23 protein-coding genes are annotated in these 24257 nt (G+C 68.8%); 18 read left to right on the forward strand and 5 right to left on the reverse strand.

What is annotated here, in order from left to right; translation table 11 throughout:
- Window positions 1-14: 14 nt before the first annotated feature.
- A complete protein-coding gene (locus IE140_RS21610; RefSeq protein WP_032786032.1) occupies window positions 15-734 on the forward strand; it encodes a DUF1775 domain-containing protein in 720 nt (239 codons plus the stop codon).
- An 87-nt stretch (window positions 735-821) separates the two neighbouring features.
- Here IE140_RS21610 and IE140_RS21615 read toward each other — a convergent pair whose 3' ends face one another.
- From IE140_RS21615 to IE140_RS21630, 4 genes are all read right to left on the reverse strand, one after another.
- A complete protein-coding gene (locus tag IE140_RS21615) occupies window positions 822-2297 on the reverse strand; it encodes a SulP family inorganic anion transporter (protein WP_032786033.1) in 1476 nt (491 codons plus the stop codon).
- A 77-nt stretch (window positions 2298-2374) separates the two neighbouring features.
- Window positions 2375-2983 (reverse strand): carbonic anhydrase, encoded by a 609-nt coding sequence (locus IE140_RS21620; RefSeq protein ID WP_032786034.1) that lies wholly within the window; start codon window positions 2981-2983, stop codon window positions 2375-2377.
- Window positions 2984-3136: 153 nt separating this feature from the next.
- Window positions 3137-3514 carry a hypothetical protein gene (locus IE140_RS21625; protein ID WP_141760795.1) on the reverse strand — a complete coding sequence of 126 codons (378 nt, stop codon included), beginning with the start codon at window positions 3512-3514 and terminating at the stop codon, window positions 3137-3139.
- 374 nt (window positions 3515-3888) lie between these two features.
- The gene (locus IE140_RS21630) at window positions 3889-4311 is read right to left on the reverse strand and encodes a hypothetical protein (RefSeq protein ID WP_032786036.1); all 423 of its coding nucleotides are present in this window, start codon (window positions 4309-4311) and stop codon (window positions 3889-3891) included.
- Window positions 4312-4546: 235 nt separating this feature from the next.
- On the opposite strand from IE140_RS21630, the gene IE140_RS21635 reads away from it, so the two are divergent.
- The 11 genes from IE140_RS21635 to cutA all read left to right on the forward strand — a co-directional run bounded on the left by IE140_RS21635 (window position 4547) and on the right by cutA (window position 17266).
- Window positions 4547-4987 carry a hypothetical protein gene (locus IE140_RS21635; RefSeq protein WP_141760796.1) on the forward strand — a complete coding sequence of 147 codons (441 nt, stop codon included), beginning with the start codon at window positions 4547-4549 and terminating at the stop codon, window positions 4985-4987.
- A 118-nt stretch (window positions 4988-5105) separates the two neighbouring features.
- Window positions 5106-6242 carry a PLP-dependent cysteine synthase family protein gene (locus IE140_RS21640; RefSeq protein ID WP_032786038.1) on the forward strand — a complete coding sequence of 379 codons (1137 nt, stop codon included), beginning with the start codon at window positions 5106-5108 and terminating at the stop codon, window positions 6240-6242.
- On the forward strand, window positions 6239-7495 hold the full coding sequence (locus IE140_RS21645) for an MDR family MFS transporter (protein WP_032786040.1): 1257 nt from the start codon (window positions 6239-6241) through the stop codon (window positions 7493-7495). Before IE140_RS21640 ends, IE140_RS21645 begins: the two co-directional genes overlap by 4 nt.
- Window positions 7496-8091: 596 nt before the next feature.
- Window positions 8092-8661, forward strand: a complete 570-nt coding sequence (locus IE140_RS21650; protein ID WP_225681978.1) for a TlpA family protein disulfide reductase — start codon at window positions 8092-8094, stop codon at window positions 8659-8661.
- 3 nt (window positions 8662-8664) lie between these two features.
- A complete protein-coding gene (locus IE140_RS21655) occupies window positions 8665-9417 on the forward strand; it encodes a cytochrome c biogenesis CcdA family protein (RefSeq protein ID WP_032786042.1) in 753 nt (250 codons plus the stop codon).
- Window positions 9418-9801: 384 nt separating this feature from the next.
- Window positions 9802-11538 carry a cytochrome c biogenesis protein ResB gene (gene resB / locus IE140_RS21660; RefSeq protein WP_078863024.1) on the forward strand — a complete coding sequence of 579 codons (1737 nt, stop codon included), beginning with the start codon at window positions 9802-9804 and terminating at the stop codon, window positions 11536-11538.
- Entirely contained in the window at window positions 11535-12629 is a 1095-nt protein-coding gene (ccsB, locus tag IE140_RS21665) for a c-type cytochrome biogenesis protein CcsB (protein ID WP_032786044.1), read from the forward strand. The genes resB and ccsB overlap by 4 nt, the downstream gene beginning before the upstream one ends.
- Window positions 12630-12737: 108 nt before the next feature.
- A complete protein-coding gene (locus IE140_RS21670) occupies window positions 12738-13214 on the forward strand; it encodes a signal peptidase II (RefSeq protein WP_225681977.1) in 477 nt (158 codons plus the stop codon).
- 914 nt (window positions 13215-14128) lie between these two features.
- Complete coding sequence (locus IE140_RS21675) at window positions 14129-14503, forward strand: ArsR/SmtB family transcription factor (protein WP_032786047.1); 375 nt, start codon at window positions 14129-14131, stop codon at window positions 14501-14503.
- Between the two features lie 26 nt (window positions 14504-14529).
- Window positions 14530-16794, forward strand: coding sequence for a heavy metal translocating P-type ATPase (locus IE140_RS21680; RefSeq protein ID WP_050513194.1), 2265 nt, complete (start codon window positions 14530-14532; stop codon window positions 16792-16794).
- 130 nt (window positions 16795-16924) lie between these two features.
- Entirely contained in the window at window positions 16925-17266 is a 342-nt protein-coding gene (gene cutA / locus IE140_RS21685; RefSeq protein WP_032786049.1) for a divalent-cation tolerance protein CutA, read from the forward strand.
- A 36-nt stretch (window positions 17267-17302) separates the two neighbouring features.
- On the opposite strand, the gene IE140_RS21690 is transcribed toward cutA, so the two are convergent.
- Entirely contained in the window at window positions 17303-18550 is a 1248-nt protein-coding gene (locus IE140_RS21690) for a helix-turn-helix domain-containing protein (RefSeq protein ID WP_032786050.1), read from the reverse strand.
- Window positions 18551-18790: 240 nt separating this feature from the next.
- Between IE140_RS21690 and IE140_RS21695 the strand changes: the two genes are divergently transcribed.
- The 6 genes from IE140_RS21695 to IE140_RS21720 all read left to right on the forward strand — a co-directional run bounded on the left by IE140_RS21695 (window position 18791) and on the right by IE140_RS21720 (window position 24254).
- The gene (locus tag IE140_RS21695) at window positions 18791-19198 is read left to right on the forward strand and encodes an ATP-binding protein (protein ID WP_225683538.1); all 408 of its coding nucleotides are present in this window, start codon (window positions 18791-18793) and stop codon (window positions 19196-19198) included.
- Complete coding sequence (locus IE140_RS21700) at window positions 19156-19776, forward strand: hypothetical protein (protein WP_032786052.1); 621 nt, start codon at window positions 19156-19158, stop codon at window positions 19774-19776. Before IE140_RS21695 ends, IE140_RS21700 begins: the two co-directional genes overlap by 43 nt.
- 480 nt (window positions 19777-20256) lie before the next feature.
- Entirely contained in the window at window positions 20257-20739 is a 483-nt protein-coding gene (locus IE140_RS21705) for a DUF6082 family protein (protein ID WP_032786053.1), read from the forward strand.
- Between the two features lie 31 nt (window positions 20740-20770).
- Complete coding sequence (locus IE140_RS21710; protein WP_032786055.1) at window positions 20771-21463, forward strand: HAD family hydrolase; 693 nt, start codon at window positions 20771-20773, stop codon at window positions 21461-21463.
- Window positions 21460-23307, forward strand: a complete 1848-nt coding sequence (locus IE140_RS21715) for a CDP-glycerol glycerophosphotransferase family protein (RefSeq protein ID WP_032786056.1) — start codon at window positions 21460-21462, stop codon at window positions 23305-23307. Before IE140_RS21710 ends, IE140_RS21715 begins: the two co-directional genes overlap by 4 nt.
- Window positions 23304-24254 carry a thymidylate synthase gene (locus tag IE140_RS21720; RefSeq protein ID WP_032786058.1) on the forward strand — a complete coding sequence of 317 codons (951 nt, stop codon included), beginning with the start codon at window positions 23304-23306 and terminating at the stop codon, window positions 24252-24254. Before IE140_RS21715 ends, IE140_RS21720 begins: the two co-directional genes overlap by 4 nt.
- The last annotated feature ends 3 nt before the right edge of the window (window positions 24255-24257 follow it).

The raw sequence follows: 24257 nt of genomic DNA on the forward strand, positions 1-24257 counted from the left end.
CGGAGGAGCCCAGCATGTTCACGTCCCCCTGCACCGCTCGCCGGATCAGTGCCGCGGGCGCTCTCGCGCTGACGGCCCTGTTCGTCTCGGCGGCGCCCGCTCTCGCGCACGTAGAGGTCAAGTCCGACACTCCGCAGGCACTCGCCCAGAACGTGAGCCTCACCTTCGAGGCTGAGGCCGAGTCGGACAGCGCCGGCATCACTGAGATGCGCGTCGTCCTTCCCGAAGGCATCGACCCCGCCGGCGTCACCCTGCAAGGACAGCCCAAGGGGTGGAAGCTCAAGGCCGGGGCCGACGGCTTCACGGTCGGCGGACCAGCGGTCGCCGTCGGTATGAACGCTGTCTTCACCGTGAAGGTGCCCCAACTTCCCGACGCCGACGAGTTGGCCTTCAAGACGATCGAGACGTACAGCGACGGCAAGATCTCCCGATGGATCGAGATCCCCAAGGGAGACGAAAAGCCGCAACAGCCCGCGCCTGTAATGGAGTTGAAGGCAGCGGCCCCCGGCGCTAGCCCCCTCGCTCCCAGCCCGAGCGCCAGCGACACCCCTGCCCCCGCTCCGGCCACCACTTCGGCGGCCCCGGCCGCTCCGGCGCCCGAGGCCGCCGACAAGGACGAAGAGAGCGGGGGAAATACGGGACTGCTCGTCGGCGGAGTCGTCATCGCTCTGCTGGCAGCGGCGGGTGTCGCGTGGTGGGCGCTGAAGCGCCGGTCGGGGACTCCGCAGAACTGACTCCGGCTCCTGCCCGGTGACTCCGGACAGTATGAACGGACAGCCCTGTGGGGGCGGCTGCGACGGCCGCCCCCACAGGGCCCGGCCCTACGCGCGCGAGCTCAGACGATCGAGTCCTACGGTGCGGAGGTCGTTGTGCTGATCGGACCAGTTCTGCAGGGCGCTCATGCAGGCGTGGTCGAGATGTCGCAGCCCGCCGAGGTCGAGCCGGACGGGACGGTGGGCCGGCAACTGCTCCAGGGCATCGAGAATGCGGGGCAGTCGCAGGAAGGTGGCGTTGCCGGTGAGTTGGACGCGGATGGGACTTTCGTTCTGGTCGTGGATCTCGATGTGGACGTGTGAGGTGTCCCACGCCGTCTTGGCCACCGCCAGCAGAAGGCCGATCACCACGCCCTCGAACATGTTGGTCACCAGGATCGCTGCGGCGGTGACGACCAGCACCACGGCTTCGCCGCGGTGATCGCGCCACATGGGCACCAGCTCCTTGACCGGCAGGAGCTTGCAGCCCGCGTGGATGAGAACACCCGCGAGCGCGGCGGTCGGAATCAGGCCGAGAGCCCCGGGGAGAAGCGCGGCGAACAGCAGCAGCCACACCCCGTGCAGGACCCGGGACGCTTTGGTGCGCGCCCCGGCCTGGACGTTGGCCGCGCTGCGCACGATCACCGCAGTCATCGGCAGAGCGCCGAGCAGCCCGCACACGGTGTTGCCGGCCCCCTGGGCCATCAGCTCCTTGTCGTAGTCGGTCTTGGGCCCGTCGTGCAGCCGGTCCACCGCTGCCGCGCTGAACAGGGACTCAGCGGAAGCGATCAGCGTGAACGCGACGATGGTGATCGCGAAGCCGACGGTGGCCAGCTGCCCGGCATCGGAGAATTGCGGAGGCTGCACAGCCTGGAGCAGGCCACTGACCTCGACCCGGTCGACGGGCAGGCCCAGCATCACGGTGGTGAGCGTTGCGGCGGCCACGGCGACCAGCGGGCCGGGCAGCAGCTGCGCATGGGCGGGGAGCCTCTTCCACGCAACCATGACAAGGACCGTGCCCACGCCGATACCGGCCGCGGTGAGAGACGGCCCGGAGGCGAGAGCGTCGGCCGCGAGCCGGGGAAGCCCCGCCACGTTGGCCATGCCGCTGCCGGGGGCTTTCCGATCGGCCAGGGTGTAGAGCTGTCCGGCGATCAGGACCAGGCCGATGCCGGCGAGCATGCCGTGGACCACGGACAAGGAGATCGCGCGGAACAGGCGTCCGAGCCGCAGAGCGCCGAGCCCGAGCTGGAGCAGGCCGGTGGTCAGGACGATTACGCCGAGCGCGGGCAGCCCGTAGTCCGCTACGGCGGTGAACACCAGGACGGTCAGGCCGGCGGCCGGGCCGCTGACCTGGAGACTGCTGCCAGGCAGCAGCCCGGTGACGATTCCGCCGACGATGCCGGTGATGAGACCGAGTTCGGCCGGCACGCCGGAAGCGACGGCGACGCCCACGCACAGGGGCAGGGCGACGAGGAAGACCACGAGGGAGGACGTGAGGTCCGTGCGCAGCACGCGCCGGATCAGCAAGGATGGTGAGGTCATGGCGTTCTTTCGTGTGGGGGGAGGCAACGTCGGGTGCGGGCCGCTGCCTGCGGTGCGCCGGCCGTGACGTGTGGGGATCACAGCGGCTTGAAGACCGAGGTTCCCGGCACCCGCGCCAAGACCTCACCGGTCTCTACGGTGTAGAACCAGGCGTGGAGCCGCAGCCGCCCGGAGGTGACCCGGCGGGCCACGGACGGGTAGCTCTTGAGGTGCTCCAGCTGAGTGAGAACGTGGCGCTGCGTGACCTGGCCCGGGTCTTCGCCCAGGCCCTGCAACTGCCACGGAGTCTGTGAACCGCGCTGGTATCCGGCACCGTTGAGCCAGCGCCGCAGCAGCGGAAGGTTCCGCGGCGACGGGGCCCGCATGAGCGCCTGGACGGCTCCGCAGTGCGAGTGCCCGCACACGACGATGTCAGGTACCTGGAGTACCTGGAGGGCGAATTCGAGAGATCCGGCGACGCCGCAGGCGGCCTGTGGACGGTGGCGGGGAACGATGTTCCCGGCGGTACGGAGCTCGAACAGGTCCCCGGGGCGGGCGCCGGTGAACAGCGCGGGCACCACGCGGGAGTCGGAGCAGGAAATGAACAGCGCCTGGGGCCGTTGGCCCTGCGCCAGGAGTGCGAACTCCTCTTTCTGGTCATGGATCCGCGACGGGAATGTTCGGGCATGCTCGATGAGCGACTTCATGGTCGACCTCGTGCTCGGCAGGAAAGGGCAGGGGCGATGAGGCGGTGGGCGCGACCGCGTCCCCGTTCGGCCGCACCAGTCCGGCGCACGGCGCAGCACAGCGGCGAGTGCGTTGGGACGGGCGGAGGACAGGGCGCGCGGGTGCGCAGCCCCTCAGCAGCGGAAGGTCTGCAGGCTGCTCGGCGAAGGCGTGATGCCAACGCTGGGATTGCAGGCATCTCTGGCGGTGGCCCACTGGACCTGTCCCGGCACGGCGGGCCCGGAGGCAGGGAGGTTCTCGATGTCCCTGAACTCGGCGGGATCGGCGACCGTCTGCGCTGCGCGCGGCAGAAGCGCCGGAAGGTCGGCACTCTCCCCCTGGTGCTCGGAACCGGTCTGCGCGAGGGGCACCGACGGCGTCAGACCGTGTGTCTGGCGGGGGTCGGACTCCACGGCAGGGACAGCTCCCGCGGCGGTAAGGGCCGGAGTGTGGTGCGGCAGGGCGACGTGGACCAGCAGGGCCGCCGCAAGCAGCGCGACGGCTGCAATCATGCGCGGTATCGCCACTGAACCACTCCCGGACGAATGAATGCTCCGACGCGAAAACGCTACCCGCCTCAGTCGCCCGTTCACGCTGAACTTCCCCACCGGCAGCGTGACATGGCCAACACCGCCCAGGGCTCTGACCAGGTAATCACCCCAGTTCGACGAGGCTCTCCCGATGTAAGAGGCGGGTGAGGGGACGACTTGGGCAGGGTGGTCGGCGGATGGGGTCCGGGCGGGCTCGGCGCGTACGAGCGCGCTGACGACGGCGTAGTTGTCCCTGGGCACGGCGGGGCTCCGGCACTGTTGATGAAGCGAGGGAGATGGCAGGGCGACAGACCACCCGAGCCCGCGCTCCGGGGCTCGTGGCGGCTGGGGACCTGTCAGCAGCGCAGGACGGTCGATCTGGCCGCAGCAGCCCCGTTGTCCGGCGGAGTGCCACGCCCGACGGCCGGGTGGGCGCACTCCGGCATCCCGTGGTCCGCTGCGGTGCACGCGGTCGCGGGCGCGACGCCGTCCCGGACGCTCTGCGGCGTCGCGTACCCCGGTGCGTCGCAGGACTGCGAACCCTCGCCGTCCTGGTGGTGCGATTCCTTCTCACCGGCCGCCAGTGTCAGCGGGGCGGGTGCGCACGTCCGTTCCTGGGTAGCGGTCGTGCGCTGACGGCAGTCGTCCGCTCCGGGCTGGGATGCGTGCGCCGGTCCGAAGATGCAGGCGGCGTGCAGCACGGCCAGTACGGCCAGCAGCACGGCGGCGCTCAGGCCGCAGGCTGCCGCCGGTGTACCGCTGGCTGGCGTCTGCCGCATCGCGAACTCCTCGGGCTGTTGCACCGTAAGAAAACCGGCTGAAGCGTCGGTGCGCATGGCGAAGGGGGCATTCTCCGCCCTGGTTCACTCGATCTGGGGAAGCAGGCCGGGGAAGATTTCACGCCACTCAGCTCCGCACAGAGGCCCGTGAACCTGCCCGGTGGCCGGATCGGCAGGGTTACCGCCCACCTCCATACACGCACTTTATGTGCTTGATCGACTACATTCCGTGCTCATGAGGATGGGGGCTGGGCATCGCGGCAGCCGCCTCGGGGTGTGGCCCGAGGCGGTCCTCGTCGTGCTGCTCGCCATCCTGGTCCATTTGCTGGCCTGCGCCCACGGCCCCGTCCTCGTCGGCGCAGAGCGGGCCGACAGCATCGCCGCGCTTTCCACCCCGTCGTGCGACGACCCTCCGCCGCCGCTGACGTATCCCGCCGGGCAGGCGCCGGAGCCTGAAGAGGGCGGGGACCGGCCGTGTGTGGGCGGGGACGAGCCGAGCGTGCAGGTATCGCGCGCCGTGCAGCAGGCCGACGCGGCCGTGTGCGACGTACTGCTGCCCGGAGTGCCGTCGGGCAGCAGTACCGACTGCGCATGGCATCGACCGCAGCCCCCCACCTGCTCTGGGGGGCTGCCCGCTCAGCAGAAGCGTGCCTGTCTGGGGGTATGGCGGACGTGACCGGTCTGTGAGCCGCCGCGGTGCGGGCTTTTGCCTGCCGCGGTGCCACGGTCTCCCGTCCCGTACCCCTGCACAGCGGCCGACCGCCTACCGGCGCCGGCTGCAGGAGAAGCACGCCATGAACCAGAGCACCCGCACCTCACCGCTCGCTGCGCCGGCCGGACTCCTCGCCGACACCAAGCGCCCGATGCACACCCCGGCCGGACTGGTCGGCGACACCCCCGTCCTGTGGATCGGGGACCCCTTCACTGCACCCGGCCGCGGCTTCTGGGCCAAGCTGGAGGGCCACAACCCCGGCGGCATCAAGGACCGCACCGCCCTGCACATGGTGCTGGCAGCCCAGCAGCGCGGGCAACTGCTGCCCGGAGCGAGGATCATCGAGTCCACCTCCGGCACCCTCGGCCTGGGGCTGGCCCTCGCAGGAGCCGCATACGGACACCCGGTCACCGTCGTCACGGACCCCGGGATGGAGCCGTTCATGACGGGGATGCTCACCACCTTCGGCGCCGAGGTGGAGCGCGTCGACACACCGCACCCGGTCGGAGGCTGGCAGGAAGCCCGCCGCCAACGCGTCGAGGAACTCCTGGCCGCGCAGCCCGGCGCCTGGTGCCCCGACCAGTACAACAACCCCGACAACGTCGCCGCGTACGCTCCCCTCGCCCACGAACTCGTCGCCCAGCTTGGCCGGATCGACACCCTGGTGGTCTCCGTCGGCACCGGCGGCCATTCCGCCGGAATCGCCTCCGTGCTGCGCGGCTACTTCCCGCAATTGCGGGTGGTGGGCGTCGACACCACCGGCTCCACCATCTTCGGGCAGCCCGCCGCGACGCGGCTGATGCGCGGTCTGGGCAGCAGCATCTACCCCCGTAACGTCGACTACGGCCTGTTCGACGAGGTCCACTGGGTGGCTGCCCCCGAGGCGGTCTGGGCGGCACGGCGGCTGGCCCGCGACCACTACGCCACCGGTGGCTGGAGCGTCGGCGCGGTCGCACTCGTCTCCCGCTGGCTGGCCCGCACCCTGCCGCCGGAGAACCGGATCCTGACCGTGTTCCCCGACGGGCCGCAGCGGTACATCGGCACCGTCTTCGACGACATGTACTGCCGCGAGCACGGCCTCCTGGACCACCTGCCCGCCGAGGACCCCGACGAGATCGACCGGTCCGAGGACCGGGTCGTCACCCGCTGGACCCGGTGCACGCACGTCACCGACCCCCTCGCACTCGATGCGCGGCTGCTCGCCGAGGCCGCGCGGTGAAGGCCGTGTGGGAGCAGACCCGCTCCTTCTCCGCCCCCACCCGGCTGCTGATGGCCAACCAGTTCGCCATCAACCTCGCCTTCTACATGCTCATGCCCTACCTGGCCGCCCACCTCGCCGGTCCCCTCGGGCTGGCCGCCTGGGCCGTCGGGCTGGTCCTCGGGGTACGCAACTTCTCCCAGCAGGGCATGTTCCTCATCGGCGGGACCATCGCCGACCGGTACGGCTACAAGGCCCCGATCATGGCCGGCTGCCTGCTGCGCACCGCCGGGTTCGGGCTCCTCGGCTGGGTCGACAACCTGCCCGCGCTGATCGCCGCATCCGCCGCCACCGGCTTCGCCGGCGCGCTGTTCAACCCGGCCGTACGCGCCTATCTCGCCGCCGAGGCGGGAGAGCGCAGGGTGGACGCCTTCGCCACCTTCAACGTCTACTACCAGGCGGGCATGTTCCTGGGCCCCCTCGTCGGCCTCGCCCTGCTCGCAGCCGACTTCCAGGCCGTGTGTACCGTCGCCGCCGCCATCTTCGCCGTACTCACCGTGCTGCAGTGGCGCGCCCTGCCCGACCGGCGCGCTACGAGCGCGGACGACACCTCGACACCGGCCGAGAGCGTCCTGCGGCAGTGGCGATCGGTCCTGGCGAACCGCCCGTTCCTGCTGTTCTCCGGTGCCATGATCGGCTCCTACGTGCTGACCTTCCAGGTCTACCTCGCCCTCCCCCTGGCGGCGGCGGACTCCCTGGGGGCGGACGCCACCAAGGCCACCAGCGGCCTGTTCGTCATCTCCGCCGCGGTGGCCGTGGCCGGACAACTGCGCCTGACGTCGTGGGCGAAGAGCCGCTGGAGGCCGCATCAAGCCCTGGCCGTCGGTCTGTCCTGCATGGGCCTGGCCTTCGTCCCGCTCGCCTTCACCCCGGGGGGCTTTGCCGCGATGACGCTGGTCGCGCTCGTGAGTGCGGTGGTGCTTCTCGCCGTTGGTGGAGCGATCGTCTATCCGTTCGAGATGGACACCGTCGTCGCCCTCTGCGACAACCGGCTGGTCGCTACTCACTACGGGCTGTACAACACCGTCTCCGGCCTGGGCATCACCCTGGGCAACCTGGCGATCGGGGCCATGTGGGGCTTCGCGCAGAGCCGCCAGATGCTCTGGCTGACGTGGGGGGCGCTGGTCGCGACGGGCTTCGCCTGCGCGGTGTCGGTCATCGCGCTGGCCCGCAGCGGACGACTCGCACCCCGGATTGTCCAGACCGCCAGCTGACCCCCCGGTCGAGAACAACCTCTCGGCCCCTGGCCGTCACTTGACGTAGCCAAGCCTGTCGCGTCGCACCCTCAAGGTGCGACGCGACAGGACACCCACTGCGAACAGGGGCACTAAGAAACTGAGTTGGGCGACGACCTCGGCGTCGGAGGCGTGTTCTCATGCAAGCCGCCAGGAACCCGGCGTAAATCCCCGTCCGTCCTTCGGGCCTGGTCGAGCATCGGTGGCTGACCCCAACAGCCGACGGGTCTCACACCGGCAGACCCCAAGCGCCGCGCACCCTTGCGTCTTGCATTCCCCGACCACCAGGGCGCCACGACGAGAAACGTGCTGGGGATACCGCTGGCTGGGTGTGCCAGTCCTGGTGTTTTGAACGGCCGCGGTGGGCCGCCGCCTGGCCGATCGGCGGCCGGCGCCCGGGGGCCATGAGGCGGAGCGCGTTCCATCCACCCCCACAGTTCGACCCCATTCCAACGTCCGTTAGTGTGTCGATGGGTTGTCCGAGGCGTAAACCATTGCGGCAGCCCGCGACACGCGTGCCGTGTTCCTGCCACCTCAAATGGTTGAGGCTCATGACAAAGAATCTGACGCGGACCATGCGCCGCACCGCTTTCCTGACCGTTCCTCTTGTCGTCCTGGCGTCCATCGGATGCGCTCCGCAGAGCAAGGATGCCTCCTCCGGCACGGTCGGCAAGGCGTCGGACCAACTGCTGTTGCGGATCCCGGCAACCGACCGGGAACCCGCCCCCGACGTGCGGGGCGAGACCCTGACCGGTGAGAAGGCGGCGCTGGCAGATCATCGCGGCAAGGTCGTCGTGATCAACGTGTGGGGGTCGTGGTGCGCGCCGTGTCGGGCTGAGGCTCCGTATCTGCGGAAGGTCTACGAGGACACCCGCAAGCAGGGGGTGGAGTTCCTCGGGATCAACACGCGTGACGCGTCGAAGTCCAATGCGTACAGCTTCGAGAAGGAATACGGCATCACCTACCCCAGCCTGTGGGATCCGGCGGGGCGGCAGCTGCTGAAGTTCAAGGGCACTCTGTCGCCCTCCGCCATCCCCAGCACCGTCGTCATCGACCGCAAGGGGCGGATTGCCGCCCGGGCGCTCAAGGCCCTGAACGAAGAAGAGCTGCGTGCCCTGATCGATCCGGCGCTGAGGGAGGACTGAGCCGTGCTGATCGCGGCCGGAGTGGACGCCACCATACTGAGCGGCTCACTACTGCTGGCCCTCCCGATCGCCGCACTGGCAGGAGCGGTCTCCTTCTTCTCTCCGTGCGTGCTACCGCTGGTTCCCGGATACCTCTCCTACGTCACCGGGGTCAGCGGCGCAGACCTGGCCGACGTCCGGCGTGGGCGAATTCTGGGCGGAACGCTACTGTTCCTTGCCGGGTTCACCGCGGTGTTCGTGTCCTTCGGTGCCGCGTTCGGCTACGCGGGCAACACGCTGCTCGAGTACCAGGATCCGCTCATCCGCGTCCTCGGTGCGGTGACGATCCTCATGGGCCTGTCGTTCATGGGCGTCCTGCCGGGGATGAACCGCGAGTGGCGCTGGCACCGCCGCCCCTCGGTCGGCCTCGCCGGCGCCCCCATGCTCGGCGTGCTCTTCGGCATCGGCTGGACACCATGCATCGGCCCCACCCTGGCCGCCGTACAGGCGCTCGCCTTCAGCGAGGCCAGCGCCGGACGCGGCGCGGTCCTCACCGTCGCCTACTGCGCCGGGCTGGGGCTGCCCTTCCTCGTGGCGGGGCTCACCTTCCGCAAGGCGCTCGGAGTCTTCGCCTGGGTCAAGTCCCACTACCAGTGGGTGATGCGGATCGGCGGCGGAATGATGATCGCCACCGGTCTGCTGATGGTCACCGGGGTGTGGAGCTATCTGATCAGCCAGATGCAGTCCTGGTCCGCCGGTTTCACCGTCGGCATCTGAGTACCCCCGATACGAGAACGGACTCCTTGCGATGACGCGCTCCCTGCGCCGGGCCGGTCGGTTGCGAGGACTGATACGACCGGTCCTCGCTGTGCTGTCCGGCGTCCTGTCCGACGGCACTCTCACCCAACGCACAGAGCAACGCACCGCTGATGCGCCGCTCGCCCAGGTCCCACGACGTTTCTCACTCACTCCCGCAACGCGCCGGGTCTCCTTGCCCGAGGCAGCCCTGGGTGTCCTGGCTGCGGCGTCCGCCGTCGCTGCGGCCGCCCGTCCCCGGAGCCGCCGCCGCGCCACCACCTCCGCCTCGCGCTCACACCCCCGGATGCGGGAAATCCGCCAATACGGATCTCAAAGCGCCGCGTCCACGTTGGGATCCCGTCGATGACCAAACGCACCGCACCGTCCCGCAGCACGGCGCTCGACTCCCCGTACGGCTTGACGGCCGGTGTGGCCGAAGAGTCCGGTGCGGGATCTGCAGACCAGTTGTCCACCGCACCGGCTGACGACAACGGCGCACCCGCCTTCGGGGTGATCAGCTGGCTGCGCTGGTTCTGGCGGCAGCTCACCTCGATGCGCATCGCGCTGATCCTGCTCTTCCTGCTCGCGCTCGCCTCGGTCCCCGGATCCCTGCTGCCCCAGCGCGGCACCGACCCCGCCAAGGTCGACCAGTACAAGAGCAACAACGAAACGTTCGGACCGGTCGCAGAGGCGCTCGGCCTTTTCAACGTCTACAGCTCGATCTGGTTTTCCGCGATCTACCTTCTGCTGTTCATCTCTCTGATCGGCTGCATCCTGCCGCGCAGCTGGCAGTTCATCGGACAGCTCCGTGCCCGCCCGCCGGCAGCGCCCCGACGTCTCCAACGTCTTCCCGCCTACGCGACATGGCGCACCGACGCTGAGCCCGAACAGGTCCGCGAGGCCGCCCGCGTACTCCTCAAGCAGCAGCACTACCGGGTCCACACTCATGACGAGGCGGTGGCCTGTGAGAAGGGTTACCTCCGCGAGGCCGGAAACCTCGTCTTCCACGTCGCGCTGATCGTCATGCTCGTCGCCTTCGCCACCGGCCAGCTGTGGCGGTCCGAAGGCGGCAAACTGGTTGTCGAGGGGGATGGCTTCTCCAACACCCGGACGCAGTATGACGACTTCAAGTCCGGAACCCTCTTCGACCCCGACAGCCTGCCGCCCTTCGGATTCACCCTGAACGAGTTCGAGGGAACGTACGAACGCACCGGACCGCAGAAGGGCACCCCGCGTACCTTCGAGGCGCGCGTCTCGTACTGGGAAGGCGCGGACGGTGCACCGCGCCGCACCACCATCACGGTCAACAACCCGCTGGAGGTCAGCGGATCGAAGGTCTACCTCCTCGGGCATGGCTACGCCCCCATCGTCACGGTCAGGGACGGCAAGGGCGACATCGCCTTCCAAGGGCCGGTGCCCTTCCTTCCGAAGGACAGCAACGTCACCTCGGCCGGCGTGATCAAAGTGCCCTCCTACCGGGACCGCAACGGCAAAGAGAGCGACCTGGGCTTCCAGGGACTCTTCGTGCCGACGTTCGCAGGGACCGGCTCGGGATCGATGTTCTCGCAGTTCCCCGCACTGGACTATCCCGTGATGGCCTTGACCGCCTACCGCGGCGACCTGGGCCTGGACTCCGGGCTGCCCCAGAGCGTCTACCAGCTCAACAGCAAAAACATGAAGCAGTTCACGAACCCAGACGGCGGGAAATTCCGGCAGATGATCCGGCCGGGCGAAACGCTCACCCTGCCCGACGGGGCCGGCTCGCTGACATTCGACGGCATCAAGGAATGGGCCACGTTTCAAGTCTCCAGCAAGCCTGGCAACGGAACCGTACTCGTCGGCGCCGTTGCCGCCCTTCTCGGCCTGTCGGCCTCGCTGTTCATCCAGCGCCGGCGGATCTGGGTGCGGGCCACACCAGATACCGATGGTTCCACCGTCGTCGAGCTCGGCGGGCTGGGCCGTAACGAATGGCCCCGCCTGCCGGAAGAACTCGCCGGTCTGGCCACTGCCCTCCGGCCCCAGGCTCCGCCGCGACCCATGCCCCCGCAGGACACCAACCATCCCGCCGATGCCGACACCGCTGAAGGAGCACGTGCGTGAACATCGCAGCCGCAGCCAACGAGGACATGGCCTACATCAGCAACGTGCTCATCTATTCGGCGATGGCGGTCTACACCCTGGCCTTCGCCGCACACTCCGCAGAATGGGTGCTCGGTAGCCGCAGCAAGGTCGGACGGACCGCCGCCGCACTGACCCACCACTCCTCCACAGCTCCCGCTCCGGCGGCCACCATGACCAAGCGAAAGTCCAGCGGCACCACCGTGCTGGAGCACACCGAGGTGATTACCCGCCAACCCGCGCCCGGCAGCCGCGACTTCCCCGACGGACCCGGAGCCGCAGCCGGCAGCAGGAAAGGTGAGTTGTACGGGCGCATCGCACTGTCCCTGACAGTGCTCGCCTTCCTGATCCACCTCGGCGGCGTGGTCGCCCGTACCTGGTCGGTGCAACGGGCCCCCTGGGCCAACATGTACGAGTTCTCGACCACCTTCTCCATGGTCGCCGTGAGTGCGTACCTCCTCTTCCTCGCCCGCGGCAAGAACGTGCGCTGGATCGGCCTGCCCCTGGTCACCACCGTCCTCCTCGACCTCGGCCTGGCCGTCAGCGTCCTGTACACCGAAAGTGACCAGCTGGTTCCCGCGCTGCACTCCTACTGGCTGTGGATCCACGTCTCCTGCGCGATCATCTCCGGCGCCATGTTCTACCTCGGTGCGCTCGCCACGGTGCTCTACCTTTTCCGCGACCGCTACGAAAGCAAGCTCACCGACCCACAAGGCAAGCAGCCCGGTGCTCTCGCCGCCTCCGTGCTGGAGCGGCTGCCGGCAGCCGCAAGCCTCGACAGGTTCGCGTACCGCGTCAACGCGGTGATCTTCCCTCTGTGGACCTTCACCATCATCGCCGGCGCGATCTGGGCCGAAGCAGCCTGGGGACGCTACTGGGGATGGGATCCCAAGGAGACCTGGTCCTTCATCACTTGGGTGGCCTACGCCTGCTACCTGCACGCCCGCGCCACCGCAGGCTGGAAGGGCCGCAAAGCCGCCTACCTCGCACTGATCGGCTTCGCGTGCTTCATCTTCAACTACTACGGCGTCAACATGTTCATCAACGGCCTGCACTCCTACGCCGGAGTCTGACCCCCGGCCACATCCTCGCTGCCACGGCGCGAGCCACCAGGTCACTTCGTACCGCTCGGGAGCCCCGGAATGCTTGTCCCCCGCACCACCCCCTCGACAACGCCCTCCGTGCAACGCCGTTTCCGCGGGCACGCGCGCGCCGCCGCTCTCCTGGTTCTCGCCGCCGTCTTCGCGGTGGCAGATCTGGCCATCAAAGCCTGGGCACAGCGCACTCTTCCCGACGCTCCGATCGAGGGTGACGTCCTTGATCTGCGCCTTGCGTTCAACTCGGGCGTGGCGTTCTCCTTCGCCTCCGATGCCCCGACCTGGTTGGTGCTCACCGTCACCGGGCTGATCACCACCGCGATAGCAGTGGCACTCTGGCGGACGGCTCACACAGAACGCCTCCTCTGGGGGCTGTGCCTCGCTGCGATCCTGGGCGGCGCAGCGGCGAACCTCACCGACCGGGCAGCCGACGGCCTCGTCACCGACTACCTCCATTCGGGCTGGTGGCCCACCTTCAATCTCGCCGATGTCTTCATCGTGCTCGGTGGTATCGCCTGCGTCGCACTGTCCTTCGGACGCAGCGATCAAGCCGACGCGTGAGAGTTCGGCGCTGCTGGTCCGGCCACCGCACACCCCCACCTGACACAGATCGGCTCATGGGCGGACCAAGCTCCGCCTGAGCGCGCACGGCCGCTGCCGCCCGCTGCCCCTGATTGTCACTCCGGGACAGTGGGCGGACTGCACGCAGTTCGAGCTCGTGCTGGAGAAGATTCCATCGTCGAACGGGCCATCAACCGGCCAAGCACGCCAGAGCGATATCCACCCGCTACGACGAACGCCCCCTGGGGACCGCGACCGCCGCAACCCTCGTTATTCAGCTCCGCGCATGACCGACCAGAAGTATCGCAACATTCCGAGCCCATGCGACTCCATCGGGTTACGGTTCCAGCTATTCGTCACCGGAAGCCCTGATCGGCGTCCGGGGCTACCCATAGCCCCCGAGGCGCGTTCCGCGGCATCGGCGTTCCGTCGCCACAGGGCGACTAGTCCGTTTCCCGGATCGACGACCGACGAGGCTGTACCGGCGGCTACCCGCCGGAGCCAGCCTGCTTGGCCGAAACGCCGTTCATCAGAGCGACTGTCATCGCGGTGCGCGCACATGTCCCGCGGCCTGACCCCCTCTCCGGGTTGCCCCCAAGTCCGGGCTCTTAGCCCGAACGAGCACCGAGCCATTACGGCCCATCCGGCTGCTCCTGCATCCACCACTGCACTATGGAAATCATCTTCAAGTAAGTTGGTGAGGTGAAAATCAGTTCCAGGTCCGTTCTCGCTCGCTGTCGGACCTCACCTCCTGTGCGCCGGCGCGTGGTGCGCCCATGCCGGTCGCCCGTTGGGCCGCCCGTGCTCTGCGGATGACATTGGCAGAGGGGTCCACCCAGCCGCAGGAGCAGCTGGCTCAGGTTCGGCGGGGGAGCCCCCTGGCGGCACATATCAATGAACGTTAGGATGTTAGTGTGACCGAGGAACGTGCCGATTCCTGCGAATTGCTCTGCCTCGACCTGCCGCACGCGGAAGAGATCCGCGAGCAGTTGCCGGTGCTGGGCGCTCTGGAACCTGCGGCATCGGCAGCCAAGGGTCTGGCCGACCCGACCAGGCTGAAGGTGGCGGCAGCACTGGCAGCCGGTGACGAGCTCTGTGTCTGTGATCTTGCATGGATCGTCGGGCAGGCCCAGAACCTGGTCTCCCACCACGTGCGCCAGCTGCGCAGCGCGGGGCTGGCCACCTCACGCCGGGATGGGCGACTGGTGATGTACACGCTCACCGCGCACGGACGGGCGCTGATGGGAGTGCTCCTCGGTGGCGACATCGATGTCGCCATAGAGATGTAGTTCGGGGACAGGGAAAGGGGATCTCGATGGGTGCGGAGTGCTGCGCGCCAGCCGAGTCGGACAACACCGCCGGGCCTGAGGAGCGTGAACAAGGGCCAGAGCGGCTATGGCAGGTTCGTGAGCTGCAGTTCGCGGTTCTGGCCGGTGCACTCCTGCTCGCGGCCTGGCTGACGGGCCGTGCCGGGGCCGAGGCCCCTCGGACCGTACTGGACTTGTCCGCGGTGGCGGTTGGGGCCTCGACCTTCGTGCCCGCAGCCGTACGCAACTTGTTCAGACATCGGCATATCGGCGTGGGCACACTGATGACCATCGCGGCGATCGGTGCGTTGGCGCTCGGCCAGTTCTTCGAGGCCGCCATGCTCGGCATGCTGTTCTCGATCGCAGAAGGGCTTGAGCACTACGCGGTCGTCCGTACGCGAAGGGGCCTGCGCGCGCTGCTCGATCTCGTTCCCGATACCGCCTCCGTGCTGCGCGACGGGCGCGAGATGCAGCTTTCCCCGGACAACCTGGTCTTGGGCGATGTGATGCTGCTGCGTCCGGGGCAGCGGGCCGCCACCGACGGGGTTATCAGCACGGGCCGCACCAGCCTGGACCTGTCCGCGGTGACCGGTGAATCGATGCCGGTGGAGGCTGGGCCGGGCGAAGCGGTGTACGCGGGCGCGATCAACGGCGGCGGGGCGATCGAGGTCCGGGTCACCGCTCTGGCCAAGGACAGCTCTTTGGCCCGCATCGTGCACATCGTGGAAGAGGCCCAAGAACGCAAAGGTGCGGGTCAGCGGCTGGCCGACCGGCTCGCGAAGCCGCTGGTGCCGGGCATCGTGATCCTGTCCGCGCTGATCGCCGGACTCGGCGCGGTCCTGGGCGATCCGCTGCTGTGGCTGGAGCGGGCGCTCGTTGTGCTGGTAGCGGCCTCACCCTGCGCGCTGGCCATCGCCGTGCCACTGACCGTGGTGTCCGCCATCGGTGCCGCCAGCCGCACCGGAGCCTTGGTCAAGGGCGGCCTGGCCCTGGAACAACTGGGCACTGTACACACCGTGGCGCTGGACAAGACCGGCACGATGACACGCAATGAACCGCGCGTCATCGGTACCCTGACCGCGCACGGGGCGACCGAAGTCCAGGTACTGCGGCTGGCCGCCGCCCTGGAGGTCCGCAGCGAGCACCCCCTGGCAGCCGCGATCATCGCCGCCGCCGGCACCGACGTTGCCAAAGCCACCAACGTCTCGGCGGTGGTGGGTCACGGCCTGCGCGGCGACGTCGATGGCTCTCAGGTTCGCCTGGGGCGGCCCGGTTTCATCGAGCCCGCCCACCTCACAGAGGAGGTGGAGCGGCTGCAGGGCCGGGGTGCGACCGTCGTGCTCGTCGAGCGCGACGACGTACTGCTCGGAGCCATCGCAGTCCGCGACGAACTACGTGCCGAAGCGGCGGACACTGTCCGCGAACTGCGCCGCCTGGGCGTCAAGGTGGCCATGCTCACCGGTGACAACACCCGCACCGCCCGCGCACTCGCGGAGGCTGCTGGGATCGACGACGTCCGAGCCGACCTGCGGCCCGAAGACAAGGCTGCTCTCATCACCGAGCTCCGCGCCCGGGTCGGTCGAGGCGGCGTGGCCATGGTCGGCGACGGAATCAACGACGCTCCCGCCCTGGCCACCGCTGACGTCGGCATCGCGATGGGCGCCATGGGCACCGACGTCGCAATCGAAACCGCTGACGCCGCACTGATGGGCGAGGACCTACGGCACCTGCCCCAACTGCTGCGCCACGCACGCCGTTCCCGCCGCATCATGCTGCAGAACATCGGCATGTCCCTGGCCATCATCGCCGCCCTGATCCCGCTGGCCGCCTTCGGTGTCCTGGGTCTGGCCACGGTGGTGTTCATCCACGAGCTCGCCGAAGTCCTGATCATCGCCAACGCCATCCGCGCAGCTAAAGCCACCCCGCTGCCAGACGCCACCGCCTTCGCCCCGGCCGTGCGCCAGGCAACGCCCGGTTCACCCGCGTCGAATGAAGCCGTCATGGCAGCGGCAGGCGGCGGGGCCAGTGAAAGTGACGAGGGGTGCTGCGACCGGTGCTCGGCCGATTCCGGTGCCACCAGCACCACGCCTAAGGGGGATCTGCTACTGATCACCGCACGCGTCGAGACCGCCCCTCTGCCCTCCTCAAAGTCGCTGGCGGCTCCGGGATCCGGGGCTGGATGCTGCCCGGGCTGCGCCACTGATCAGGCGTTCGAAGTCAAGCAGGGCACGCTGGTCCCGATCCAGCCCAGCTCTGACACGAGGAACTCATGAACTCCGGGCGCTGCGGGCGTCTTGACAGGTTGTGAAGGTGGGTTCGCCCGGTCTCGCGGCAACGACCACCCGCCAGCCTGTGCCGAACATCTGGGTAGGGTCGCTGTACCCGAGCTGGAAAGGTAGCCGCATGGACCACGAGATCGTGATCGCGCAGACGACCAGTGACGACGAGGAACTGGCGAAGACGCTCGCCAGAGGCGCTGTTGAGAGCAATCTGGCAGCGGGTGTTCACATCGATGCGCCCATCACCGCCTTCTACTGGTGGCAGGGGAAGATCGAAGCGGCTCAAGAGTGGCGGATCTCCTATATGACATCGTCGGACCGCCTTCCCGCGCTGGAGGCTTGGCTGCACGATCGGCACCCGTATGACGTCCCCCAGTGGGTCACGCTACCCGTGACCGGAGGGTCGGACGCGTACTTGACTTGGGTCGTCGATGAGACACGCCCCCAGCAAGGGCACGCCGTCTAGCACATCGCTCTTGCCGTGCCTAGGTGCTGCAAACGTTCACACCGTCGCGAACGTCAGCAGGTGGCTGGCCAGATCATGCTCCGTGTCGGGGAGTCCGGCAGCGATGGCCTGCGCCCGCTGACGGCCCATGGTGTTGGGCTTGGACTCCGCTGCCGCTGCGAACTGGTGCGCGACGTAGGTCCCGCGGTCTACGTCGCCACCGCGCAGAAGTGCCGACGCCAGGTCCCCGAGGACGACCACTCCGGAGTCGGGTAGTTCTCCACCGAGGCGCTCGACTGCGGAGTCCGCCGTTGCCGTCAGTTCCTGCCGTTTGAGTTCGCCGTACACCGAGAGCGTCAGAGAGTCCATCCGGTACGGCGTCACGAAACGGACCCACGCTTGCTCGCTCGTAGGGTCGGCGAAGTCGTATGCGAACCTAGCCTGTTCCAGGGCCCGGAGTGCGCCAACGTCATCGCCTGACTGAGCGGCCTCCTCCGCGTACCGGCCAAGGGCCCACGCTGCGGCGGTTGCATTGCCACGTCCGCGTACGTCCTGAGCTGCCTGCGAAAGCATCTCTAGCGCCTTCGAAGGGGTGGGGGCACCGTAGCTTGCGTAGCCCAGTGCCAGGGCGCGCAGAGGGGGGTGCCCAGCCTTCTTCGCGCACTCCGCGGTCACCCCGTAGTAGGACGTGGCCTTATCGTGCTCGCCGAGGTCCCAGGCAACCCATCCGGCAAGAGCTGCGGTCTCTCCCGCCGCGATGGTGAGCGCTCGTTCGTGGGTTCCGGCGCGGGGGAGGGCTGCGGTGATCGCGTCCAGGTGTGCCTCGACCCGAGCCTGCAGATTGAGCGCGCTCTCGCTCAGCTCGTCTATGTGCAATCGGGCTGCATGATCAATGAGTACGCCCGCCGACATTGGGTCGATCTTGGAACCCTTGCTGAGTGCGTAGGCCAGCCGGCCCCACGGCTCGGCAGCCGCAGCCGCACCGATGACTGCGCCTCCCAGCAGCGTTCGGCGCTTCACGTCGTCCAGGTCCTCCGCTTCGGCCTTGTTTTTCTCTCGTCGCCTGGCGCGGGCGGCCTTCGCCTCGCGCAGCAGTGGCTCCAGCGGGACGCCGCAGGCCAAAGCGATGCTCCCCAGGGTGTGGTCCGTCGGAACGTTGGCACCGTTCTCATACCGATTGACCTCTCGGCGGGTCATCGTTGCCCGGCCGGAAGCAGCGTTGATCGCACCGGCCTGCTCGTCCTGCGTCCGATTCGCGCTACGTCGCAGGTGACGGAGCAGCTCGGCAAATGGATCCACTGCCATGAGTCTGACCCCTATCCGTGGGAGAAATCCAATCCTCCCCTCAACTCCCCCTGAGTTTCCCCCCTTGACAAAGATTTCCCCCTCCGGTTTCCCCTGTTCCGGATCGCGCAGCCACGGTGCGATGTGCACATGAACACGCACCGGACAGCAACGCCACCCCGACCTGGACGCGACGACCGTGGCGCCCACGTCGTCGGCGCCGCAACCACTCGGCATCCGCTGGCCTCTCACGTCTTCGAGATGGCCGTGGAGCCGGTGGGTGTGCACGTTGTTCAAGCACGACGAACCACGGCCACCGTACTCAAGCAGTGGTCGTTGCCGGACGCCCTGGCAGAGGATGCCCGACTCATCGTCTCGGAGTTGGTGTCCAACGCGATCATCCACGGCTCTGGGGACGTCCGACTGCGACTGCGACACGACGACCACGAGCTTCAGATCCGAGTGACCGACGACAGCACCACACCGGCCAGGCGACGACGTGCGGGTGCCGATGGCCTTGGTGGTCGAGGGCTGCACCTCGTTGCCTGCCTGTCGATTCGGTGGGGCGTTGCGGACGGCGGCCGGACTACTTACGCGGTCATCCCCACTCTTACGGAGGGATCCCCATGTCGCCGCACCACGCAGTCAAGCTCGGACCCGACGTGTTGAGCCTCGTTGCTTTCGGCCGGGGTCGTAAGAAGCACATGGGCGGTGGGTCGCCGATTGCTGGCGATGACCACACGAGATGGCCCCGCACCCCTCCCCGGGTGGAGCGCCACTCCCGAGCTGGCCAACTCCGAAGTGTCCGCAAGCACTTCCTCCGGCAGGTAGTCGACACGAAGGATCTCGGGAGGGACGATCAGCCGCTGCGCGTGCTTGGGTACAGCTTGGTACCGAGTCCGAGGGCCCGGCCTGACGAGGACTGGGGGACGCTACAGGCTGAGGCCGAGCAGTGCGGTTACGCGATCGCCGCCCGGCTCCACGATGTGGCCGTCCCGGTGACCACGACGTACTTCCCGGCATCCAGTGCGAGCCAGGGCGTCTACACGCCGCCTTGGGATCGACCTGGTTGGCGGGAAGCCGAGCGGCAGCTCCGAGAGGGCTTGGCCGACGGCGTGATCGTTCTCGACCGGCACAACATCAGCTCTGATGACGACGAGTACCACGCCGTGATCAAACATCTGGGCGAGCACTGCCGGGCGTTTCTCCACCTCGTGATCTCCGAGGAGCCCGTCGCGCCGACTTGAAGGCGTCCGCTGCGCTGGATGGACAGGAAGGGCTGGGGCTGGCGGCAGATCAGCGCCCAGATCGCCCTGATCGCCACCGTGAGCGTCGTGCTCGTCTTCACCTTCAAATACACCTGACCGAGGGCTGACCTCGACTTTCGAGGGACACACCGATCGTGCGCCGCGTCTCCTGCCGCACCGCGAGCAGGGCGAAGCGCTCCTCGCCATCCGGGAGGCCGCCCCGTCGGCGCCCAGCGAAGAGGGCATCGACCTCTTCGCCGTGCCTGCCGGTGAGGTTCAGGGGCGTGGCTTCGACCTCTCGCGCTTTCACCGGCTCTCGCGCCTTCCGGCCGAGCCGAGCGGATCGGTCTCGCCATCGGCTGACGGCCCGCCGGACGCGGCCTGACTCTCCTCAAGCGAGCACGACGGCGACCACCGCTGCCCGGATGCCTTCGCCGGTTGCCCTACACCGTCCCATCCATTCCTGAGTAAAGGTCGCAGATGAACCGTCCCGTTCTCGCTCTGGCCACCACCATCGCGCTCGCGTCCGCGGTGCATATCGCCCAGCGTCACCTGCAGCACCGCCAGTCCCTGGAGTTGGCGGTGCACCAGGCCCACGGCCGCATGCTCGAAGTCGCCACCACACACCCGGACTTGGATCCGATCTGGGTTCGCAACCATCCCGATCACGTCAAGGACGACGAATCGGGTCCGCTTCTGATGTGCCAGTGGTGGCTTGAGTTCTGGCGCACCGGCCTCAATCTCAGGGTGTTCACCCCCGCCATCCTGCGGCAGAACGCGCGGAACTTCATGCAGGACCCGACGGCCCTCAAGGCGTGGGCCCTGACCCGCCACGGGCGTGCTCTGCAGTCCCGAGGGCGATGGGACCGCTTGCACGTGGCGCTGCTCGACGCGGCGTTCGAGGAGGCCGGCGGTCCGGCCCAGTACCCCGAGCTGGAACTTGCCCCGGCTTCGGCCCTCTGAGGCACGACGACACCCTGACGAGAGGACGATCATGACCGTTCCCGCTTGCGGATCGCCATCCGCTCCGGCCGAGCCGAGCGACCACGGGTCGCGCGCACTTCTCCTCGACCTCGACGGGGTCCTCCTCGACACGCGTCCCGTGATGCGGAGGGCGTGGCAGAGGGTCCGGGAGGTCCATGGCATCGCGCTCCCGTTCCGTGACTACGAGCGCCACGTGGGTCGCGAGTTCGGGGACATCATGGAGCGCCTGGGCGTGACCGATACCGAGGCGGTCCGTAGGACCTACGAGGCGGAGTCCGTGGCCACCGCGCACCTCGCGGAGGAGTTCGCCGGCATCGTCGAGACGCTCCACGCCTTCGTGGCCGCCGACTGGCGGCTGGGCGTCGTGACGTCCAAGCACGTCGACCGGGCGGCCCCGCTCCTCGCGCGCCTCGGGTGTCCCTTCGCGACCATCCGCACGCCCGCCGGCGCGGGCCGGACGAAGCCGGCCCCGGACCCGCTCCTCCTGGCGCTGGTCGACCTGGGAGTCGACCCCGCCTCCGCCGTCTACGTGGGTGACATGGCGGTCGACCAGCAGTCGGCCGCACGCGCTGGCGTCCCTTATGTGCACGCTGGGTGGGGCTACGGGCGGCCGACGGCTCCCGCCCCGGAGACGGTCTCGTCCCCCAGGGAACTGCTGAGCCTCCTCCCCGCCAAGCAGCTCGTCGAGGGGAGCACGGTGTGAGCCCCCGCACCACTGGTGGCCTCGGCCTGGTCCGCTCCTCCAACGTCGGGAAGCCGACGTGGACTCTCGTCGGAACCGGCGTTCTGGCGCACGCGCGAACCGACCACATCCACACGACGGACCTTGATGCGACGACCGTCGACAAGCAGTTACTGCGCTCCGGCGTCGAAGACGTCGTGGAGGCCGTCGACCGCTACAGCGCCAAGTGGGCCGCCACCCCGGGCGGAGCCGACTGGCTCCACGTTCAGCACGTCCCCGTGCGACGCTTCGTCGCCGAGATCGTGCGCAAGCTCCTGACCCTGAACTCCTGGGCACCGTTCGCCTCCGCCCCAGGGCCCTTGACCCTGGCCCCCTACGAAGGACTCGTGGGACTGCGTTCGAGCAGCTCGCGTGAGTACCTCGCCTATACCGTGACATGGTCCGGCGTCGCGTACGTGCTCGGTGCTGCGGCACCGCACAACCCGACCCGCTCCGCCCAGCTCCGGAACCGCGCCCGGACGAGTACGGCGAACACGGAGCCGAGTCCGCTCCCCACGGATCTCGGACGGCAGGACGTTCTGGCGCTGTCGTGGACCTCCCGCCATGCCGCCACGCTGACCCCTGTTCTCGCCGAGCTGGCGCGAGGCGGGCAGAGGAGCCTCCTGCTCGATCTCGCCACTGATGCCGCCGAGCGATGCAGCGCGGGACCGGCAATGGGTTTCGAGCTGCGCGCGGCTCCAAGCGACCTGTTCACCGTCTCCGGCACCGCCGAGGGCCTCCACCGCCCCGACGACGAGCAAGTCGTCCAAGTGGAAGGCCACAGCATCCAACTTGCCCGGCTCGTAAGGCTCTTGTCCGTTCTCTTGGAGACCAGCGGGGGCTGCACCCAACCGTCGTGGCGCACGGTGGTGCGGGCGGAGAGCTGGCTCGACGACATCCTGTCGACCACCCGGCCGCACACCGTCCTGCTGAGCAACGACACCAGCCCACTGGGCGTGCTGGCCGCGCACGCCGCCGAGCGGCACGGAGCGAACTCGGTGCACGTCCAGCACGGGGCGTGGACGCCGGAATCGGTCGCCTGGCCGGCCCTGCACAGCCGCGACATCATCGTCATGGGCGAGCGGGACCTTGCCCTGGGCCGAGGGTGGGCGCGCCACCCCGAGGCCGAGGTGCACGTCCTCGGGCAGCCCCGCTTCGACGTCCTCACCAGCCTGAGCCGCCAGACACAACGGCGGTACCTGGAGAACCTGCTCGCTCCGGGGGGCCGACGCGCGCCGACCCGGATCGCGGTGTGGGCCTGCCAGCCCTTCAACCCCGATCACCTCGAGTCCCACGCGGACCTCCTCCTAGACGGGCTCGCCGAGGCGGGCGGCGACTGGGGGCTCGTCATCGCTCCACACCCGGCGCAGGGAGCCGACGCCTTCACCGCTCTGGTGAAGCGGGACGCCGGACCGCCCATCGCGGTGGCCGATCCCCGAGTCGGAGCCCGAGGCTGCCTCGCCGGCGCGGACGTCCTGGCGAGCGCGTACTCGACGTGCGGGATCGAAGCCGCGCTGCTCGGCATCCCGGTCCTCGAAATCGGCCCGCCGGGCGAACGCACCCTGGGCCTGACCAGTCACGGACTGGCGACCCGGTGCGAAGCCGCCGGTGAGGTCGCCGAAGCACTCTCCGGCTTGCGCGCGGGCCCTGCGCCGATTCCGCGGGCGGCCCTGGACGCGGTCTGCCGGTGGCGCGGCGACAGCGCCACTCGGATCGCCCAGCTCATCACCGACCGCGCCACCTCCGGCCCGAGGGCCGACGACTCCACCCACCACCACCCGGGCGCCGCTGCGTCGCCCAAGGACGAAGGAGCATCCATCCGATGACATCCCTCACGGCCGACAGCATCGCCGAGCTGTTCTCCGGCGCCGTCACGCTGGCCAAGTCCGGCGAGAAGATCAGCCCCCGGGGCATGGCCACCCACGAAGTCCGCGATGTGCACCTGCTGCTCACCCAGCCGCGTGCCCGCCTGCTCTACGCCCCGCCCGCCCGCATCGTGAATCCGGCCTTCGCCGTCGCCGAGACGGTTTGGCACCTGTCCGGCTCCGACGCCCCGTGGATCTTCGACTACAACAACCGGCTGCGGCAGTTCGCCGACGAAGGCGTCCTCCTGGGGGCGTACGGCCCCAGGATGCGGAACTGGGCAGGCAAGGTCGACCAGCTCGCCCGCGTCGTCGAGATCCTCCAAGCCGACCCCGACTCCCGGCGAGCCCTAATCCAGCTCTACGACCCGGCCCAGGACGCCGCAGGGCACAAGGACGTGCCGTGCACCCTTGGGTTCCGGTTCCACCTGCGCGCCGGCCGCCTGCACATGGCGACCATGATGCGCGGCCAAGACGTATGGATCGGCATGCCGTACGACGTGTTCTTCTACACCGTGCTGCACGAGCTGGTCGCCGGATGGCTCGACGCCGAACTCGGCGAGTTTCACCTGCACATCGGCTCGTTGCACATCTACGACGAGCACATCGAGCAGGCCGACATGCTCACCTCGCTCCCGGCGAGCGCGATCATGCCCGACCTGCGAACACCCTGGAACAGTTTCGGCGGCCTGCTCGACCAGGTCGAGGCCCGTGACGTGACCGGCCACCCCGGCTGGGACGCGATGGCCGAGACGCTGCGCAGCTACCGGCTGTGGAAGGACGGCAAGCGCGAGCAGGCGGGGCGGGCGGCCGACACGATCGACGGGCCCCTCGGCCAAGCCCTCACCGCCTGGTACGGAGAGCTGGAGCGGCGCTCGACCAATCGCGCCGCGACGGCCGGGGCAAGGTGACCG

The sequence above is a fragment of the Streptomyces parvus genome (assembly GCF_014648875.1).
GTDB classification, from domain to species: Bacteria; Actinomycetota; Actinomycetes; order Streptomycetales; family Streptomycetaceae; genus Streptomyces; species Streptomyces parvus.

Excerpts from the sequence above, each read along its gene's own strand:
- IE140_RS21610 (WP_032786032.1), top strand. The coding sequence starts at position 15 with ATGTTCACGTCCCCCTGCACCGCTCGCCGGATCAGTGCCGCGGGCGCT.
- IE140_RS21615 (WP_032786033.1), bottom strand. The coding sequence starts at position 2,297 with ATGACCTCACCATCCTTGCTGATCCGGCGCGTGCTGCGCACGGACCTC.
- IE140_RS21620 (WP_032786034.1), bottom strand. The coding sequence starts at position 2,983 with ATGAAGTCGCTCATCGAGCATGCCCGAACATTCCCGTCGCGGATCCAT.
- IE140_RS21625 (WP_141760795.1), bottom strand. The coding sequence starts at position 3,514 with ATGATTGCAGCCGTCGCGCTGCTTGCGGCGGCCCTGCTGGTCCACGTC.
- IE140_RS21630 (WP_032786036.1), bottom strand. The coding sequence starts at position 4,311 with ATGCGGCAGACGCCAGCCAGCGGTACACCGGCGGCAGCCTGCGGCCTG.
- IE140_RS21635 (WP_141760796.1), top strand. The coding sequence starts at position 4,547 with ATGAGGATGGGGGCTGGGCATCGCGGCAGCCGCCTCGGGGTGTGGCCC.
- IE140_RS21640 (WP_032786038.1), top strand. The coding sequence starts at position 5,106 with ATGAACCAGAGCACCCGCACCTCACCGCTCGCTGCGCCGGCCGGACTC.
- IE140_RS21650 (WP_225681978.1), top strand. The coding sequence starts at position 8,092 with ATGCGCCGCACCGCTTTCCTGACCGTTCCTCTTGTCGTCCTGGCGTCC.
- resB (WP_078863024.1), top strand. The coding sequence starts at position 9,802 with ATGACCAAACGCACCGCACCGTCCCGCAGCACGGCGCTCGACTCCCCG.
- IE140_RS21680 (WP_050513194.1), top strand. The coding sequence starts at position 14,530 with ATGGGTGCGGAGTGCTGCGCGCCAGCCGAGTCGGACAACACCGCCGGG.
- cutA (WP_032786049.1), top strand. The coding sequence starts at position 16,925 with ATGGACCACGAGATCGTGATCGCGCAGACGACCAGTGACGACGAGGAA.
- IE140_RS21690 (WP_032786050.1), bottom strand. The coding sequence starts at position 18,550 with ATGGCAGTGGATCCATTTGCCGAGCTGCTCCGTCACCTGCGACGTAGC.
- IE140_RS21695 (WP_225683538.1), top strand. The coding sequence starts at position 18,791 with ATGGCCGTGGAGCCGGTGGGTGTGCACGTTGTTCAAGCACGACGAACC.
- IE140_RS21700 (WP_032786052.1), top strand. The coding sequence starts at position 19,156 with ATGTCGCCGCACCACGCAGTCAAGCTCGGACCCGACGTGTTGAGCCTC.
- IE140_RS21705 (WP_032786053.1), top strand. The coding sequence starts at position 20,257 with ATGAACCGTCCCGTTCTCGCTCTGGCCACCACCATCGCGCTCGCGTCC.
- IE140_RS21710 (WP_032786055.1), top strand. The coding sequence starts at position 20,771 with ATGACCGTTCCCGCTTGCGGATCGCCATCCGCTCCGGCCGAGCCGAGC.
- IE140_RS21720 (WP_032786058.1), top strand. The coding sequence starts at position 23,304 with ATGACATCCCTCACGGCCGACAGCATCGCCGAGCTGTTCTCCGGCGCC.